We start from the raw sequence: 16,174 nt of genomic DNA, 5'->3' as shown, positions 1-16,174 counted from the left end.
GTTGACCAGTTTCACCGTGGAGCCGTAAGGAGTCCGGTAGCGCTCCACCTGCTCGGTGAGGGCGAGCAGGTCACCGGGCAGCGCCCGCGACCGGCGGCCGGACCGTTCGGCCAGGCGCGCCACCGAGGCGGTGAACCGCCCGAGCGCGACCGCGGAGACCAGCTGGCCGGCCACGCTGACCCGGGCCGCGCCGCGGCTGCCCCGGAAGTAGCTCTGCACAGCGGCGACGTCGGCGCCGGGACGCGGGTAGGGCGAGTCGGCCAGCGCCAGGGCGGACGCCACGCCGCCGACGAAGCTGACACCGGCCAGCGCACCGCTCCAGGCACCGGGATCGGCAGATGTAGGGGCCATCATCGGCTCTGCCTTCCTCGCGGGGTCACTCCCGCGTGGAGCGGCCTCTCCGGCCACCGTATTCCAGTCCGAAGACCCACTGAACCCGCCGCTGCCACAGCTGCGGCTCGCGCCGGCCCCCTGCGGCACAATGCAGCGATGGAGATCATTGAGCCGCCGCAGGTTGTCACCCTGCCCGAACGGCACTACGCGGGCATCCGGACGGTCACGCCGTTCAAGGGCATGTTCCAGGTCCGGGACCGGCTGATGAAGGATCTCCACGCCCGGTTCGAGCGGGGCGACACCTTCTTCCGGCTGCACGTCATCGACATGGCCGGCGAGATGGACGTCGAGGTCGGGGTGGTCACCGACGCCGCCGTGGCTCCGGACGGACCGGTGCGCCCCGGCGTCCTGCCGGCGGGCGACTACGCCACGATGACCTTCATCGGGCACGGGCGGCGCGCCAACGGGACGCTGCTGGAGTGGATCCGCGGCCACGGCCTCGCGATGGACTGCGTGGAGAACCCGGCAGGTGACCGCTTCGGGTGCCGTTACGAGCTCTACCGTACCGACCCGCGGACGGAGCGGATGAAGACGCGCTGGCAGACGCAGCTGGGCATCCGTCTCGACTCCTGACCCGACCGCCCCTCGCGGCGAGGGTGACAAGACATAGATCATTTGCCATGATGGGAGCGCTCCCAATTGCCCCTATCCGCCCCCGATGGCCGGCCCTCTCCCGCTTGATCGACCCGATCGGCGACCCCCGAGCTCGGCCGGTTCCACCGATCGAGACCGACGAGAGGGAACATCGATGAGTTCACGAGCAAGGAAGGCCGGGCTCGCCATCATGGCCGCCACCCTGGCCTTCGCCGGCGCCGTCTACGGCGTGACGAGGCCGGCATCGGCCGACGTCACCGCCCAGCTGAGCGGCCCGCAACTGGTCGCCGACATGGGCGCCGGCTGGAACCTCGGCAACACACTCGAGGCCAGCATCAACGGCGTCCCCAGCGAGACGGCCTGGGGAAACCCGACCGTGACGCAGGCCTTCATCGACCGGGTCAGGGCCGCGGGGTTCAAGACGATCCGGATCCCGGTCGCCTATCTGAACCACATCGGCGCCGGGCCGAACTACACCGTCGACGCGGCGTGGCTGACCCGGATCCAGGAGGTCGTCGACTACGCCTACAACCGGGGTCTGTACGTGCTGATCAACATGCACGGCGACGGTTACAAGAGCGTCGCCGGGTCCTGGCTGATCTGTGACGCGGCCGATCAGACCACGATCCGGGCGAAGTACCAGAGGGTCTGGCAGCAGGTGGCGACCCGGTTCCAGAGCTACAACGACCACCTGATCTTCGAGTCGATGAACGAGAACTTCGACGGCCAGTACGGCAACCCGACCCAGCCGTGCTACTCGAACATCAACGCCTACAACCAGATCTTCGTGGACACCGTACGCCGCACCGGCGGGACCAACGCCTCCCGCTGGCTGCTGGTGCCCGGCTGGAACACCAACATCGACCACACCGTGGGCGGCGGTTTCGTGATCCCGACCGACCAGTACCGGTCCGCCACCATCCCGGCCGCCGAGCAGCGCCTGATGATCTCGGTGCACTACTACGACCCGTGGGACTTCGCCGGCCAGGAGGACGGCACCATCACGCAGTGGGGTGCGGCCGCGACGAACCCGGCGAAGAAGTCGGTGTGGGGTCAGGAAGACTTCATGGACGGCCAGCTGAAGAAGATGCGCGACACCTTCGTCACCCGCGGGTACCCGGTCTTCGTCGGTGAGTACGGCTCGATCGACAAGACGGCGTACGACTCCGCGAACAACAGGTACCGCGCCGACTACGCGCGCACCCTGGTGGCCACCGCGAAGAAGTACGGGGCAGCCACCGCCTACTGGGACAACGGCTACAACGGCCAGCACGGCTTCGGCCTGTTCAACCGCAGCTCCGGCGCGGTGACCCAGCAGGGCATCATTGACGCGATCATGAGCGCCGTCGGCGGCAGCCAGCCGAGCAGCCCGCCTGCCTCGCCGTCGACCAGCCCGTCCAGCTCGCCGTCGGCCAGCCCGTCCGCCTCGGCATCGCCGAGCAACAGCCCGGGCGGCACCGGCAGCTGCCGGGTCAGCAGCGCGGTCAACGCCTGGAACACCGGCCTGACCAACAGCATCACGATCACCAACACCGGCACCACCGCCATCAACGGCTGGAGCCTGGCCTTCACCCTGGCCGCCGGGCAGAGCATCGTCTCCGGCTGGAGTGCCGGCTACTCCCCCACCAGCGGGCGGGTGACCGCGACCAACGCCAGCTACAACGGCGCCCTCGCGCCGGGCGGTTCGACCACCATCGGCTACCAGGCCAGCCACACGGGCAACGCCGGCGCACCCACCGGCTTCACCCTCAACGGCGCCACCTGCAGCTGACCCACCCCGACGGGCCGCGCCGCCTCCAGCGGCCCGGCCCGTCGGGCCCCGATCGGACGCCCGGTACGCCACCCGTCATGATCTTGCAGTGATCAACTACCGGGCCGGCGCCGCCGTCCTCGCGATGCTGTCGACGGCTGCCTGCGCCGCCCCCGGGACGACCCCGGCCACCGTTCCGTCCGGCTGCGCTGCCACGGAGGTGCGCTGGTCGGCGCCGGTGAAGGAGCCACGCCTGACCCACGTCACGCTCAAGCAGGGCGACGGCGACCTGACCGGCCGCGTCGTGATGGACGAGCCGTTCGCCCCGTCCATCACCGGCGTGACCGCGCCGGCCGACTGGACCGCCATGCTCGCCACCTCACTCAGCGACGAGACCGGCATCAAGGTCGAAACCGGCCCGGCCGTGCTGCCGGACGGCGACATCGGCTTCCCGATGGCGGTGGCGGACGATCCCAGCATCCCGCAGCCCCTGTTCTACGAGGGCGTGACGAGCGTGTCGGCCGAATTCACCGTCTCCTGCGCCACGCCGGTGACCGGCGCCTTCACCTCCTGGACGACGATCGAGTTCGGCGGCCTGGCGTGCGGCCACTCCGCCCCGCCGGAGGACGCACTGGGCCGCCTGGCCCGGCCCCATTGCCCGGCGACCCCCGCACCTCGCCCGTCCGGGTACGTCGACGCTGTCCCGTTCGACGAGCCCACCCCGTCCTGAACGACGGGCACACTGCGACGGGGGACGCGCGACTCGCGGAAGGCAGGCACCGCATGATCGCAAGAACGTGGCGAGGCTGGGCCACGACCTCGACAGCCGACGACTACCAGCACCATTACGACACCGCTGTCGCCGAGCACCTCAGGCGGGTTCCGGGATTCCGCGGTGCGCACCTGCTGCGCCGTCACGACGGCGACGAGGTGCTGTTCACCTCCGTCACGTTCTTCGCGAGCATGGACGACGTCCGTGCGTTCGCCGGCGAGGATCCGGAGCGAGCCGTCGTGGAACCGGCCGCCCGCCGGGCTCTGACACGCTGGGACGAGCGCGTGACCCATGACGAGGTCGCCGTGGCCCTCCCGCCGGCCGGCGCCTGACCGGGCGTCAGCCTCGCTGTCCGGCCAGTGCCGCGCAGTCTGCCATTGCGCCTACCGGCCGACCCATCGGTGGTAGGCGTCCAGGTCGACGTTGCTGCCGCAGATGATCGTCACCACGTGGCGGCCGGCGAAGCGGCCGGGATCTTCCAGGACCGCCGCGACGCCCAGCGCGGCTGACGGTTCGACGACCAGGCCCGCGTGCTCCAGCAGCATCCGCATCCCCGTGACGATCGACGCCTCACTCACGAGGACCGCGTCGTCAGCCACCTGAAGGAGATCGTCCAGGACCTCGGGAATGGGAAACCGGCCCGCCACACCGTCGGCGATGGTGTCCATCGACTCGGTCGTGACGACCCTGCGCTCGCGCCAGGACAGCGTCAGCGCGGGCGCGCCGAGCGGCTGAACGCAGATCACCTCGACCCCTGGCGCCAGCGCCCTCACCACATGGCCGACACCCGTGGCCATGGCGCCGCCCCCGAGGGCGATCAGGACGGCGTCGCCGGCGGAGACCGCGCCCACCAGCTCCAGACCGATGGTCGCCGCGCCCTCGCAAGTCTCGATGTTCAGGCTGTCCTCGACCAGCCGGACGCCCCGCTCACGCGCGATGGTCACCGCCCGCTCGCGCGCCACCTCGAAGTCGCCGTCCACCAGCTCCAGGCGCGCCCCGAACGAACGAATCCGGTCGAGCTTGACGGCCGGCGCCAGGCGCCGCGCCACCACCGTCACGTCCAGGCCCCGGCGACGTCCCGACCACCCCAGCGCCTGCCCGAGGTTGCCGGCGCTGGCGCACACCACCGCCGCGGCGCCCTGCTCGGCCAAGCGACTCGCGACCAGTTCGGTGCCGCGGCCCTTGAAGCTGCGCACCGGGTTCGCGGTCTCCAGCTTGATGCTGACGGTGCAGCCGAGTCGGCTCCCCAGAGCGTCACACCGGTACAGCGGCGAGGCCAGAAAGACCGGGTCGACCACCTCGCGGGCCGCGCGGATCCGATCAAGATCAAGCCGAGTTCGCAGCACGGCCAGTCAATCTACCCGGGTACCGCATCGCCGCCGCCCGTGCGGATCACGGTGGGCGCCCCCTCACCCCGCTTGATCCATGAGTCCACGCGTAAGACGATCTTGTGGTGGCGCTGCTCGTTGAGATTCATGTTCCGCTGACACCAACCCCGAACCTCCCGCCAGAGGCCTATCCCCTGCCCTGGATCGAGCAGGTGGAGGACTTCCTGGTGGACCTGGAGGAGGAGGGCGCGGCCGAGTCGTACGACTCCGGAACCTCGTTCGGGGAGCACTTCGTGTTCTTTCTGACGGGAGCGGACGAGGCAGGTCTTCTGGCGGCAAGCTCTCGGGTGGCGACTCTCGACGGCGTGCCGGCTGGAGCGTTCGCCCTGGTCACCCATACCGAGCAAGCAGATATGGGCACGGGCCGCCGGGTGGACCTGCCGATCGGAGCCGCCGCCTGCGCTCTTGGCTGAGAGCACGGTGCCCGCTGTGCGGTGTGGGAAGCGGCGGTGGGCTTGCGCTAACGCTCGGGAACGCTCGCGTGGAGATAGGTTGAGCGTTCCAGCGTCTCGCGGGTCAGGCCTGCGCCTGTCAGACGGTCCGCGAGAGCGAACGCCGCCTCGGCATAGCGGTCCGTGGGCCCGTCGTTCTGCGGGCCGCGGAATCCGGCCTCCCGCATCGCTGTGGCGAGTTCGGGATCGGCGACGTCCCGGAAGTCTCCGTAGAACGGCTCGAAATCCAGGACGGTTACGCCGTCGCGTACATAGGAGAATCGGGTCGCGCGGTTCACCGTCATGAAGTGTGAGGCGACGGCGGTGCCGCGGGACAGCTCCTCACGGCGTTCGAATCCGACGGTGCTGAACGCCTCCAGGATCAGCACGTTGCCGCCCACGTCGGCGACGGCGAGATATGACATTCCCGCTTCCTGTTCGAGGTCCTCCAGCGTCGTGACCTGAGGGAAGGTCGCCGTTTGGACGACTGTGGCGCCGATACGGCGTACTGCCTCGCGTGAGGTTGTCCGGCGAATCAGCGTGGCGCAGTAGTTGTCGGCGAGGAACCCGCCGTTGTCGCCTTCGAACAGCCAGGCGTAGTCGTCGACCGTGGAGACCATGAGCCGATCCTCGCGACTGATCAGCGGTCTGCGCTGCGTCAACGCGGAAACTGGTCGTGCTCGCGCAAGGTGCGCCACCAGACCGAGCGGATCTCGTGGGCTCCCCACGCGTTCGGTTCGATGACGCCGCAGAACCACAGATCGCGGTTGACGGGGCGCGGGTCCGGTTGGGCCGGGTCGCCGGTTGCGGCGCCGTGCCCGTGGAAGTGGGCGTGCACGTCGGCGGTGAGCGCGCCGTGGCGGCGGGCTGCCTCGGTCAGGACGGTGTTGAGGTCGGCGAGCACGGCGGGACCGTCCGGCCAGGCCGGGAGTCCTCCGGCCGGCAGCACGCCCGTGCCGTCGCTCGGGTCGTAGACGGTGGTCACCACGATGACGGCTTCGGGCCCGGCCATGGCTCGCAGGGTGTCGAGGATCCGTTCGGTGCGTTCGGCCACCTCGGTGACCACCAGGCGAGCGGCGGCGGTGTCGCCGTAGGCGGCCATCAGGTCGTTGCCGCCCATGCTGAGCGTCACCAGGTCCGGGCGGGCCTGGATCTGCGGGAGTTGGCTGCGCAGCACCTCGGTGGTGGTCGCGCCGTCGCGGGTCAGGTTCTGCGCGGCGTAGCCGAGAGACCGCAGGTCCCGGCCGGCCCAGTCGGGGAAGTCGCCGTCGCGGTTGCGGTGCAGCAGGCTGGCGGCGCCGCGACCGGGGCCGCCGGCGTACACGTCGATGGACATGGAGTCACCGAGGGCGACGTATACCGGCTGCATGATCTCCATGGTCGGGCGGCTCCGGCGTGAAGTCCAACGGAATAGCCCGGCCGGACGGGACGCGACGGCGGGCGCTGACCCGTACCCCTGAATGTCATGATCGAGCGCGATGAGCGCGAGTGACGAGCTTGAGCGGCCCACTGATGAGGTTCGGCGGCACCACCTCACGAAGGTCAACGACGTGGTGCGCCGCCCCGGCATGTATGGGCGCGACGAGCTGGCCGAACGTCTGCTGCTCGAGGCGATGGCCGCGGTGGACGGCCGTCTGGAGCAGTGGTGGGCCGAGTGCGACGAGCTGCGCGACCGCGGCGCGTTCACCGCGACGGGCGTCATGGGGGCCTACCGCCACATCGTGCCGGCGATCGCCTCGCGCGATGCGACGGCCTCCGTGTACGCCGAGATCGCCCACCGGCTCGGCTGGCTGGAACTCGACCGCGCGTTGTCGGCGGCGGAATTCCAGCGGTTGAGCGCCGGCGTCGAGGAATGGGTGACCCACGACCGGACCCTGTCCGAGCTGATCGGCACCTTCGGCCGTCCGTCGGTGTGGATCGGACCGACGAGTGCGGAGCATGCCAAAACGCTCGCCTATGGCGCGGCCGGCGGTGATGCCCTGGTCTGTTTCCACGTGGCAACCGACCTCTCGCCGGCAGCGCCGAACGGGCGTGCGACGGTTCTCGCCGTGCGGCATCGGCGTGGTCGTTTCGCAAATGCCTTCTCCTTCACGCCGGCGGGCACGCGGCGCAAACCCGGGCATGGATCACCGAGTCTTCCCCGGGAAACCGTCTGGGTCTTCCACGGTGCGGGCGCACGTTTCGCCTCCGGTGTGTTCACCACCCTCGCCGCCGGCCTTCGTTGGGCTGCTGAGCATCGCGTCACGGGGATTCTCGCCGAATACCCGATCGGCGGCGCCTACGACGTGGCGGTTGACGAGGGCCGCTCGGCAGCGCAGCACGGCAGCCTGCAGCAGGTACATCTGGTCGACGGCCGGCGCGACTGACCCGCGCCGGCCCGGCCGAGGATCAGTACCGGCTAACCTGCTGCGCGTGGATTACCGCGTGGGTGACGTGCTGCGCGTCTCGTGCCCTTTCACGCCTGCTGTCGTCACCGGTGTCAACGACGCCTACCTGAGCGTCCGCTGGCCGTGGTGGGAGATCGATCCGGACGCGGACGGCATCCGCTGGAACGGCGTGGTCGCGGTGGGCCGCGACGACCCGGACGAGCTGTTCACGACCGATCCACCCGCCCGCTGTCTCGAGCCTGGCGATTCCTGCCTGGTCGGGATCGCACCGCGGATCGTTCACGTCATCGAGGTGGATCATCATGATCCGCCGCAGCAGACCGGCTGGTTGCCCCGGCCCCACCTGAGTCTGGTGGTTCTGCCCGCCGGCGTGGCCCTCGATCCCGGCGCGGAGTTTCAGGGCATCAGCATCGAGCCCGGCGGCGGGATCCCGTTCGCCATCGACGTCAGCTTCCGGCCGTACGCCTTCTTGGAGGCCGGCGACGACGTCGCCGACGCCGCCAGGCGCGCCTGGCGCTTCGAGGATCCGTGGACCTGGACGGCATATGACGGCGCGGGCGGTGTTCCGGCCTGGCCGCTGACCCTGCTCGCCGGCAACGCGGATCCGGCGGCCGTCGCCGCGGCGACGGCTGCCGGATCACACGACACAGAGACCGTACGCTGGCGCCGGGCAGCCGGGCTCCCCGACAGCTCCGTTCTCCCTGATCAATGACTGGTTCCCCGGCTTGCGGCGGCCTTCTACGGGCCCACCCTCTACCTCACCATCGACGACCGGCATCCGATTCACGCCGGCGCCGGCTGTCAGCCCGTCGCGGGCGACAACACCAAGGTCACCTGCGGGCTCGGCGAGCTGACGGAACGCCTGCGGATCCACACCTACGACCGCAACGACACCGTCGTCAACGAGACCCGGCTCAAGCTGATCGCCCGCGGCGGCTCCGGCAGTGACACGATCACCGGCGCCTCGGCCGGCGACCTGATCCATGGCGGCTCCGGCGCGGACCGGCTCTACGGCAACGGGGGCGACGACAGTCTGGTCGGCGGTTCCGGCAACGATCGGCTCTACGGTCGCAAGGGCGCCGACACGCTCTACGGCGGCGAGGGCAACGACCGCCTGGCCGGCGGCAAGGGCAAGGACAAGCTGTACGGCGGGCCCGGCAAGGACCGTCTCAGCTAGCGCGTCGTCCACCGACGTTCACCGGGTGGTTCCGGGGGATGTGGTGAGGCCACCGCCCCGGAGTCCGTTGAACTACCCGAGCCGGGCTCGAACTCCCGGGCCCGGATCCGCGGTCTGCTCGGCTACCGGCCGGGCGACCGCGGATAGTCACGCTGGGCGACCCAGGCGGCGATCTGGGCGCGCGAGGTGAAGTCGAGTTTGGTGAGAATGTGTTCGACGTGCGTGTTGGCAGTGCTCCTGCCGATCATGAGGCGGTCGGCGATCTGCTGATTGGTCATTCCGGCCGCCACCAGTTCGGCGACCTCGCGTTCGCGACGGGTCAGCGGCGCCCAGGTCGTCTGCTGCGGTGGTGGATCCGCCGGTACGGACGCGAGCGGATCACCGGCGGCGTAGGCCATTCCCGCATCGGGATCCAGCTTCTGGCCTTCGGCGAACGCGACGGCGAAGCGGCGGTCGCCCAGTTTCTCGCGGACCTGCCGTTGGGCGTGGGCGCGGGCGGCCATCAGGTCGGGCGCTCCCATCTTGTCCATGCCCATGGCATGCCATGACTGGTCCACGACGCCCAGCAGGCGAGCTGCGGTCTCCATGTCGCCGTCGGCCACGGTAGCCATGGCGAGCAGGTTCAGTACGAGGTGGCAGCCCATGCTGTCGCCCAGCTGCCGTTTGAACCGCAGCGCTTCGCGGCCGTAGGTGATCGCCTCGCTCGGCTGGTCGCGGCCCAGTTCGGCCGTGGCACGCAGCCAGTCGGCATAGGAGCGCATCCAGCCGTCGCCTCGCCCGTCACACAGCGTGCGGCATTCCTCAGCGACGGCGGCGGCACGGTCGCATTGGCCGGTCAACGTCAGCGCCAGTGACTGCGCCGCCAGCGCGAGTTGCAGGCCCGTGCCTGGATCACCACCGTGACGATGCAGCTGCGCCGCCTTCCTGCCCATGGCCAGCGCCCGTTCCTGGTCGCCCTGGAACGACGCCGCCACGCTGGCGACGTAGGCGGCCCAGCCCAGCGCGGCGACGTCGCCCTGCGCCTCGGCATGCCGCCGGCACTGCGCGAGCCGGGTCTCACCCGCGTCGAGGTCGCCCTGCGCGATGGCGAGCCAGCTACACACCCACGTCGCCGTGGTCAGCGCCGGCCCGGCGGCGAGATCCCGCTCCAGAACGCGGTCCAGGTGGTACCTGCCCTCCCGCATGTTCCCGCAGGCGAGCCACAGGTAGCGCAGCGCGGCCGCCAACTCCAGCCCGGCACCGTGCTCGGCCGGACCGGACAGGCTGAAGTCCAGCGCCGCGCGCAGATTGGGCAGTTCCCCGCTCATCCGCCGGTGCCATGCCAGCTGGTCCGGACCGCACCACTCGGCGTCGAAGCGGCGGGCCAGCCGCAGGTAGTAGTCGAGGTGCCGGCGCTGCACTGTCTGCTGCTCACCGGCCTCGCGCAGCAGGTCGAGCCCGTACTCCCGGATGGTGTCCAGCAAGCGGTATCTGGCCTCGAACGGGGACCGGTCGTACAGCAAGATGGACTTCTCGACCAATCCGGTTACGAGCGCCACCATCTCCTCGGCGGCAAGCTCGTCACCGGCGCACACTTCCTGCGCCGCCGCCAGGTCGAAGTCTCCGGCGAACACCGACATTCGCCTCCACAACAACCGTTCGTCCGGGGTGCACAGGTCGTGGCTCCAGGCGATCGCCGTCCGCAGCGATTCCTGACGGCCGGGCACCCCCACGCCGCCCCGGCTCAACAGCCTGAACCGGCCGGCGGACCGTTCCCCGATCACATCGGCGATCTGCTGAACGGGCAACGCCCGCGTCTGAACCGCGGCCAGCTCGATCGCCAGCGGGATTCCATCCAACCGCCGGCACAGCTCGGCCACGGCGCCGTGATTGTCCCGCGTCAGAGTGAATCCGGGCGCGGCCGCGCTCGCCCGCTCGACGAACAACAGCACCGCGGCATCCCGTTCCCGGTTCTCCGGGCCACCGTTGCCCTGCCGGTCCGGGTCCGCGACCGGTAGCGGCAGCAACGGGAAGACATGCTCGCCCTCCACACTGAGCGGCTGCCGGCTGGTCGCCAGCACCTGCAACTCGGGCGCGGCGCGAAGCAGCCTGGCGGCCAGTGCCGCACACGACTCGGTCAGGTGCTCGCAGGTGTCCAGAATGAGCAACAACCGGCGCGTCGCGAGGTGATCCGCCAGCACTTCCGCCTGCGGACGCAACGTTTGCTCGGGTACGCCCAGCGCCTGTGCGACGGCCTCTGCCACCAGGTCGGCGTCGGCCAACGCCGACAGGTCAACGAACCAAACGCCGTCCTCGAAGGCCCGCTGCAGCTCGGCGGCCAGACGTAACGCGGTGCGTGTCTTACCTACCCCACCCACCCCAGTGATCGTCACCAACCGGGCGGTCGTCAGCAGACGCCGGAGTGCCGTCCGCTCCCGAGTACGGCCCACAAAGCTCGACAGCTCAGCCGGCAGATTACCCCGATGCCGCCGCTCTCGCCCCGCCACGTCAGCCTCGCCGTCTACGACCTAGCCCAGTCGGCTACGCCGCATAACCGGTCGTCCGGCGCCGGCCGCGGCATTCACCCGGCCGAGGAGGGTTCCGGGTGTGCCCCGGGAGAACGGCTCTAGTGCAGAGAGCTGATTGACTGCCGCAGAGGCGGCGTTCGCGATATCAGCCACAGGGCCGGCTGCCGCACGTTACCGAGCGTGAGCCGACAGCCGACGGATGCGGCAATGTCGTGAAGCTCGCACAATGCCCGGATCCCTGCCAGGTCGATGAAACGCAACCGTCCGAGATCCAGAGTGATCGCCGTCGGTGCGTGCAGCTCAAGCGTTTCCCGGATCCGGCGACGGAGCAGGTCGACGGTGGCGAGGTCGAGTTCACCGCCGACAGTGAGGCACATTTCGGCGGGTCCGGTCGCGGTTACATCGATCTGCAGGAACCAGGACTGGTTGATTCGGTCTTCGGTCATTGATGCGCCTCGCTCCTGAAGCCAATCGGCACAGCATTCGCTGTACGTGTCGCCCCGAAAGGAATCCTCGCTGGCGCGCGGCTCCACGGAATCGGTCACATAACCGATTTCAGCGCCGGGCCGGCAGGCACGAGGTGCCGGCGCGGGTTGATGGCCCCGATCGAACGGCGCAGCAGCGGGTTCCTCGCCGAGCACGCCGGCGACGCCACGGCCCGCCGCAGGAGCTCGCCGGATGCGGGTGCGCAGACCCGTTCGCCAGCACCGCTATCGTACGAACGGGTGCCACTCGCGAATGCCGAGGAGATCGACCCCGGCCGTCGAGAAGTAGGGGTCGGCGGCGAGGAGGGCATCGACCGCGGCACGATCGGGCGCCGCCACGATGATCACCGCGCCGGAGTCGTCGGCGAGCGGGCCGGCCATGCGGACCACGCCCTGGTGGTGCAGGTCGACCAGACGGCTGCGGTGGGCGGGACGTGCCGCCAGCCGTTGCGGGGTCGGGGTGAAACCGAGTTCGATCATCCACATGCCCGCACGGTAGGAAGGATCCGCCGTTCGACGCTGTATCAGTTGATACATGAGTTCATTGGCGTCCATCCCGGCACTGCGAGGTCTCAGCCCCGCAGCGCTGGGCATTCTGGCGGGCCAGGCGCGTGCTGCGCGTTTCGCCGCGGGCACCGTGCTGCGGCCCGCCGGTGAGGTCGCCCGCTCGGTGGTGTTCCTGCTGTCCGGCACGATCGTTGCCACCCACGTCGGGTCCACGGGCGTCGAGGTGTGGCCTGAGCGGTGGGCCGGCCCGGCCGTCGTGGACAAGCCCGCGGTGCTGGACGGTGGCGTACCCGTGACGGGTTTGACGGCGCTGACCACGGTTTCCGTGCGGCTGCTGGATCGCGCCGGTTTCCTGGATCTGCTGGAACGGGAGCACTCCGTGCGTACGCACGTGCTGGCGAAGCTGGCGCGCGACGCCATGGCCGGCCGGCAGCGACTGGTTGAGGCCGTCACCCTGCCCGCCGTGGCGCAGGTGGCTGTCTGGCTGACCCAGCTGACCGAAGGTCAGCGGGTCGTGTGGCGCGGAACCCAGGAGCACCTGGCCCACACGCTCGGGCTCAGCCGGGTCACCGTGAACCGCGCGCTGGCGCGTCTTGCCCGGGACGGCGCGATCGAGCTGACCGGGCACGGGATCGTCATCGTCGACCGGTCGCGGCTGGCCGCGTTCACGGGCGGGTCGTGAGCCGCCCGTAAGATCTCGTCAATGGGCTGGGAGGCGCTTGCGCAGTGGGGTGACGACGTCGTTCGCGTCGAACCGCTCGCCGGTGGGGTCGCCAACGACGTGTGGAGCCTGCGCGTCAACGGGCACCTCGCGGTGGGCCGGGCCGGCACCAGGAGCGACGCTGACCTCGCGTGGGAGACCGGCCTGCTCGTCCACCTCGACCGTGCGGGTCTGACCGTGCCGGTGCCGATCCCGACCACGGACGGCCGGCTGTTCGCGGACGGTCTGGTGGTGATGACCTATCTGGAGGGCGGACCGCCCGAGACGCAGGCCGACTGGCGTCGCGTGGCCGCCACGCTCCGCGAGCTGCATCGGTTGACGCGGGACTGGCCGCAGCGTCCGGGCTGGCGGTCGTCGACCGATCTGCTGCACGCCGAGACGGGGACGAGGATCAACCTCGGCGCGATGCCGCCGGAGGGCGTCGCCCGGTGCCGGGCGGCGTGGGCGCGGTTGTCCGGGCGCCGGACCTGCGTCGTGCACGGCGACCCGAATCCTCGCAACGTCCGCATCACCGCGGACCGGGTTGCGCTGATCGACTGGGACGAGTCGCACGTCGACGTCCCCGACCTCGACCTCGTGCTGCCCGGCAACGCCGCCGGCCTCGACGACGACGCGCACGACATCGCCGCTCAGGCGTCGGCCGCCTGGGAGGCCGCCGTCTGCTGGGACGACGATTATTCGGTCAAACGCCTCGCCGAGGTTCGACCGGTCTGAGCCCTGTTTTCCGCCGCACCGATGAGTTGGCGCCCGCTGCGACGTATCTCTGGGGACCGCACCTTCACGGACCCGGAGGAGTACCCATGCCCACCGTCCAGGCCATCATCAGCACACCGGACGTCGAGCGTCAGCGCGCCTTCTACGAGCGGCTGCTCGGCGCCGTTCAGACCAGCCGATTCCCTGCCGACGGACAGGTCTTCTTCGTCGGTCTGCGACTCGGCGACTCCGAATTCGGGCTGGTCGACGAGGCCGACACCGACCTGTCGGTACCGTCGCGGATCCTGCTGAGCGTCGAGGTCCAGGACGTCGACGCGCTGCTGGGACAGGTGGAGGCAGCGGGCGGGCGGCTGCTGGGCCCGCCGACCGACATGCCGTGGGGTCAGCGGGTGGCCCACATTCACGACCCCGACGGCAACATGGTCAACCTGACCCAGACCCTGCCGGGATGATCCCTTCGGGGTTCGTCAGGGGCGGTTGTGGACGAACCACGCGTCACCGGCGGGCAGGGCGACGGCAACCTCCCAGCGGCTCAGATCGAGGTTCGGGGCCAGCGCCTTGAGCTGGCCGGCCGCGATCCAGGCGTCGTCGCCCGGCACCGGGCGGCGGCCCACCTGGAACTGCAGCATGGTGCCCCAGGAGGCGACCAGGCGGGCGTCCCATCGGCGCCGCCATTGCGCCAGCACCTCGGCGAGCTTCTGCTGATAGTCCCGGGTGAGCGCGCCGTTGAAGTCGACCCAGTACGCCGCGCTCCGCACGTCGCTGGTGGGAAGCAACATGAGCAGGACGCTGTCCGGTGTGAACCAGTAGTCGGTCTGGGTCACCAGCCGTACGCGGTCGAGCACGCGGGCGTGCAGGTCGGCGTGCTGGAGCAGCCGGTCGTAGACGGCTCGCTCCAGCGCCGGGACCGAGGTGGGCAGCGGCACGTCGGACACCAGGGCGGTCAGGTCGACACCGGTCATGCCGTACGCGTAGTAGTCGGCCTCGCCTTCCTCGACCTGCTCGTCCTCGCTGTAGTGACGGTAGGAGAGCCAGGGCTCGGACGATTCGGCCGCTTCGGCGAACGCGCGCAGTTCCGACTCCGGCGGCGCCGGCGCGGGCTCGGACCGGAGTCGCACGGTGTCGTCGAAATCGTCGGTGACCATGACGGGCTGGTATCCGGTGACCGGGACCAGCGCGTCGGCAGCCTGCCAGGCCTCGTGCAGGCGATCCGGTTCGACGCCGGCGATCAGGACGGTGCCCGCCGGGCCGTACCCGATCGGCAGGCCGGCCAGCGGCGTGCCGGCGAATGCCGCGCTGATCTCGTCGAGGTGGTAGCGCACGGCGGAAAGTATGCCCGCATACTCGGGAGCCATGGGGTTTGCGGACGAGTGGAGAGACCTGGTTCCGGGCAGAGACCGCGTTCCCAGCATCGGGGTCGCGGTCGGCGACCGCGACGGCGCGGTCTGGACCGCCGGCGACGACCTGCTGTTTCCGGCGTGCTCGATCAGCAAGCACGTCGCCGCGTTCGGCACGCTGCGGCTGGTCGCTGACGCGACCCTCGACCTCGACGCCGACGTCAATGCCTATCTGTCGGCCTGGCAGTTGCCAGGCGGCGGCACGGTGACCGTACGCCAGGTGCTGTCCCACACGGCGGGGCTGACCAAGAACTGGTTCCCCGGGTACGCCGTCGGAGAGCCGTTGCCGACCTTGCAGCAGATCCTGCGGGGTGAGCCGCCGGCGAACACGCCCGCGGTCCGGCGGGAGCTGCCGCCGGGCAGCCAGTTCCGCTATTCCGGCAGCCACTACGCCGTTCTCGAGCAGTTGCTGACCGACGTGACCGGGACGCCGTTCGACACGCTGATGGCGGCGCTCGTGCTGGACCCGGTCGGCATGGTGGACAGCAGTTTCGATCAGCGGTTTCCCTACGAGCACGAGGAACGCGCCGCCCGCGGCCATGCCGGTGGCGTCCCCGTGCCCGGTGGCTGGCACACCCAGCCGGAGAGGGCCGGCGCGGGCCTGTGGAGCACCCCGGCCGACCTGGTGCGGTTGGAGCAGGAGATCAGCCGTGCCGCCGTCGGCGAATCCGCGCTACTGCCGCCGGGTCTGGCCGCGCAGATGCTGACGCCGCAGGTGCCTGGCGGTTTCGGTCTGGGCACCGAGCTGGGTGAGGGCTGTTTCGGGCACACCGGGCAGAACACGGGCTTCAGGTGCTTCTCATTCGCCTGGCCGGCGTCGGGGACAGCGGTCGCCGTGATGACGAACGCCGAGGACTGCCACGAGACGCTGCGAGCCCTCAGCGAACTGGCCGCCCGTCACTTCGGCTGAACAGGGTTGTCGCTGCAGTCGAGGGGTCCGCAATTCGTGTG

20 protein-coding genes are annotated in these 16,174 nt (G+C 70.2%); 12 read left to right on the top strand and 8 right to left on the bottom strand.

Going from position 1 to position 16,174, the window contains the following annotated elements; all coding sequences use genetic code 11:
• Nucleotides 1-351, bottom strand: a 351-nt coding sequence (locus tag AB0F81_RS27650) for a hypothetical protein (protein WP_360201801.1), incomplete at its 3' end; no start/stop codon positions are given.
• 138 nt (nt 352-489) lie between these two features.
• On the opposite strand from AB0F81_RS27650, the gene AB0F81_RS27645 reads away from it, so the two are divergent.
• From AB0F81_RS27645 to AB0F81_RS27630, 4 genes are all read left to right on the top strand, one after another.
• Nucleotides 490-966 carry a GyrI-like domain-containing protein gene (locus AB0F81_RS27645; RefSeq protein WP_360201799.1) on the top strand — a complete coding sequence of 159 codons (477 nt, stop codon included), beginning with the start codon at nt 490-492 and terminating at the stop codon, nt 964-966.
• Nucleotides 967-1,141: 175 nt separating this feature from the next.
• Complete coding sequence (locus AB0F81_RS27640) at nt 1,142-2,758, top strand: cellulase family glycosylhydrolase (protein WP_360201797.1); 1,617 nt, start codon at nt 1,142-1,144, stop codon at nt 2,756-2,758.
• A gap of 88 nt (nt 2,759-2,846) precedes the next feature.
• On the top strand, nt 2,847-3,467 hold the full coding sequence (locus AB0F81_RS27635) for a hypothetical protein (protein ID WP_360201796.1): 621 nt from the start codon (nt 2,847-2,849) through the stop codon (nt 3,465-3,467).
• 53 nt (nt 3,468-3,520) lie between these two features.
• Nucleotides 3,521-3,841: an antibiotic biosynthesis monooxygenase gene (locus tag AB0F81_RS27630; protein WP_360201795.1), complete on the top strand. Its 321-nt coding sequence runs from the start codon at nt 3,521-3,523 to the stop codon at nt 3,839-3,841.
• 51 nt (nt 3,842-3,892) lie between these two features.
• Here AB0F81_RS27630 and AB0F81_RS27625 read toward each other — a convergent pair whose 3' ends face one another.
• Entirely contained in the window at nt 3,893-4,855 is a 963-nt protein-coding gene (locus AB0F81_RS27625; RefSeq protein ID WP_360201793.1) for a pyridoxal-phosphate dependent enzyme, read from the bottom strand.
• 107 nt (nt 4,856-4,962) lie between these two features.
• On the opposite strand from AB0F81_RS27625, the gene AB0F81_RS27620 reads away from it, so the two are divergent.
• Nucleotides 4,963-5,310, top strand: a complete 348-nt coding sequence (locus AB0F81_RS27620; protein WP_360201791.1) for a hypothetical protein — start codon at nt 4,963-4,965, stop codon at nt 5,308-5,310.
• Nucleotides 5,311-5,357: 47 nt separating this feature from the next.
• On the opposite strand, the gene AB0F81_RS27615 is transcribed toward AB0F81_RS27620, so the two are convergent.
• Together AB0F81_RS27615 and AB0F81_RS27610 are read right to left on the bottom strand one after the other, a co-directional pair.
• Entirely contained in the window at nt 5,358-5,948 is a 591-nt protein-coding gene (locus AB0F81_RS27615; protein ID WP_360201789.1) for a DUF6461 domain-containing protein, read from the bottom strand.
• Nucleotides 5,949-5,986: 38 nt separating this feature from the next.
• On the bottom strand, nt 5,987-6,697 hold the full coding sequence (locus AB0F81_RS27610) for a GDSL-type esterase/lipase family protein (RefSeq protein WP_360201787.1): 711 nt from the start codon (nt 6,695-6,697) through the stop codon (nt 5,987-5,989).
• A 109-nt stretch (nt 6,698-6,806) separates the two neighbouring features.
• Between AB0F81_RS27610 and AB0F81_RS27605 the strand changes: the two genes are divergently transcribed.
• The 3 genes from AB0F81_RS27605 to AB0F81_RS27595 are packed head-to-tail and all read left to right on the top strand — an operon-like array spanning nt 6,807 to nt 8,892.
• Nucleotides 6,807-7,694: a hypothetical protein gene (locus AB0F81_RS27605; RefSeq protein ID WP_360201785.1), complete on the top strand. Its 888-nt coding sequence runs from the start codon at nt 6,807-6,809 to the stop codon at nt 7,692-7,694.
• Nucleotides 7,695-7,740: 46 nt separating this feature from the next.
• Entirely contained in the window at nt 7,741-8,427 is a 687-nt protein-coding gene (locus AB0F81_RS27600) for a hypothetical protein (protein ID WP_360201784.1), read from the top strand.
• Nucleotides 8,428-8,892, top strand: a complete 465-nt coding sequence (locus AB0F81_RS27595; RefSeq protein ID WP_360201802.1) for a hypothetical protein — start codon at nt 8,428-8,430, stop codon at nt 8,890-8,892.
• A 122-nt stretch (nt 8,893-9,014) separates the two neighbouring features.
• Here the strand turns inward: AB0F81_RS27595 and AB0F81_RS27590 are convergent, their stop codons facing one another.
• The 3 genes from AB0F81_RS27590 to AB0F81_RS27580 form a co-directional block, all read right to left on the bottom strand.
• Nucleotides 9,015-11,264 (bottom strand): LuxR C-terminal-related transcriptional regulator, encoded by a 2,250-nt coding sequence (locus AB0F81_RS27590; RefSeq protein ID WP_360201782.1) that lies wholly within the window; start codon nt 11,262-11,264, stop codon nt 9,015-9,017.
• A gap of 233 nt (nt 11,265-11,497) precedes the next feature.
• Complete coding sequence (locus AB0F81_RS27585) at nt 11,498-12,040, bottom strand: STAS domain-containing protein (RefSeq protein ID WP_360201781.1); 543 nt, start codon at nt 12,038-12,040, stop codon at nt 11,498-11,500.
• Nucleotides 12,041-12,109: 69 nt separating this feature from the next.
• Nucleotides 12,110-12,370: a YciI family protein gene (locus tag AB0F81_RS27580; RefSeq protein WP_360201780.1), complete on the bottom strand. Its 261-nt coding sequence runs from the start codon at nt 12,368-12,370 to the stop codon at nt 12,110-12,112.
• Nucleotides 12,371-12,419: 49 nt separating this feature from the next.
• Here AB0F81_RS27580 and AB0F81_RS27575 point away from each other — a divergent pair, with 49 nt between their 5' ends.
• From AB0F81_RS27575 to AB0F81_RS27565, 3 genes are all read left to right on the top strand, one after another.
• Complete coding sequence (locus AB0F81_RS27575; RefSeq protein WP_360201778.1) at nt 12,420-13,073, top strand: Crp/Fnr family transcriptional regulator; 654 nt, start codon at nt 12,420-12,422, stop codon at nt 13,071-13,073.
• Nucleotides 13,074-13,094: 21 nt separating this feature from the next.
• A complete protein-coding gene (locus tag AB0F81_RS27570) occupies nt 13,095-13,826 on the top strand; it encodes a phosphotransferase (protein WP_360201776.1) in 732 nt (243 codons plus the stop codon).
• A gap of 86 nt (nt 13,827-13,912) precedes the next feature.
• The gene (locus AB0F81_RS27565) at nt 13,913-14,278 is read left to right on the top strand and encodes a VOC family protein (RefSeq protein ID WP_360201774.1); all 366 of its coding nucleotides are present in this window, start codon (nt 13,913-13,915) and stop codon (nt 14,276-14,278) included.
• A 15-nt stretch (nt 14,279-14,293) separates the two neighbouring features.
• Here the strand turns inward: AB0F81_RS27565 and AB0F81_RS27560 are convergent, their stop codons facing one another.
• On the bottom strand, nt 14,294-15,148 hold the full coding sequence (locus AB0F81_RS27560; RefSeq protein WP_360201772.1) for a DUF4253 domain-containing protein: 855 nt from the start codon (nt 15,146-15,148) through the stop codon (nt 14,294-14,296).
• A 31-nt stretch (nt 15,149-15,179) separates the two neighbouring features.
• Here AB0F81_RS27560 and AB0F81_RS27555 point away from each other — a divergent pair, with 31 nt between their 5' ends.
• Nucleotides 15,180-16,133: a serine hydrolase domain-containing protein gene (locus AB0F81_RS27555; protein WP_360201770.1), complete on the top strand. Its 954-nt coding sequence runs from the start codon at nt 15,180-15,182 to the stop codon at nt 16,131-16,133.
• Nucleotides 16,134-16,174 lie beyond the last annotated feature (41 nt).

The organism is Actinoplanes sp. NPDC024001 (assembly GCF_040638955.1).
GTDB lineage: Bacteria > Actinomycetota > Actinomycetes > Mycobacteriales > Micromonosporaceae > Actinoplanes.
The sequence above is the reverse complement of the archived record's forward strand: the minus strand, read 5'-3'. Positions and strand labels throughout refer to the sequence as shown.

Excerpts from the sequence above, each read along its gene's own strand:
- AB0F81_RS27605 (WP_360201785.1), top strand. The coding sequence starts at position 6,807 with ATGAGCGCGAGTGACGAGCTTGAGCGGCCCACTGATGAGGTTCGGCGG.
- AB0F81_RS27565 (WP_360201774.1), top strand. The coding sequence starts at position 13,913 with ATGCCCACCGTCCAGGCCATCATCAGCACACCGGACGTCGAGCGTCAG.
- AB0F81_RS27645 (WP_360201799.1), top strand. The coding sequence starts at position 490 with ATGGAGATCATTGAGCCGCCGCAGGTTGTCACCCTGCCCGAACGGCAC.
- AB0F81_RS27615 (WP_360201789.1), bottom strand. The coding sequence starts at position 5,948 with ATGGTCTCCACGGTCGACGACTACGCCTGGCTGTTCGAAGGCGACAAC.
- AB0F81_RS27630 (WP_360201795.1), top strand. The coding sequence starts at position 3,521 with ATGATCGCAAGAACGTGGCGAGGCTGGGCCACGACCTCGACAGCCGAC.
- AB0F81_RS27570 (WP_360201776.1), top strand. The coding sequence starts at position 13,095 with ATGGGCTGGGAGGCGCTTGCGCAGTGGGGTGACGACGTCGTTCGCGTC.
- AB0F81_RS27640 (WP_360201797.1), top strand. The coding sequence starts at position 1,142 with ATGAGTTCACGAGCAAGGAAGGCCGGGCTCGCCATCATGGCCGCCACC.
- AB0F81_RS27555 (WP_360201770.1), top strand. The coding sequence starts at position 15,180 with ATGGGGTTTGCGGACGAGTGGAGAGACCTGGTTCCGGGCAGAGACCGC.
- AB0F81_RS27580 (WP_360201780.1), bottom strand. The coding sequence starts at position 12,370 with ATGTGGATGATCGAACTCGGTTTCACCCCGACCCCGCAACGGCTGGCG.
- AB0F81_RS27575 (WP_360201778.1), top strand. The coding sequence starts at position 12,420 with ATGAGTTCATTGGCGTCCATCCCGGCACTGCGAGGTCTCAGCCCCGCA.
- AB0F81_RS27610 (WP_360201787.1), bottom strand. The coding sequence starts at position 6,697 with ATGCAGCCGGTATACGTCGCCCTCGGTGACTCCATGTCCATCGACGTG.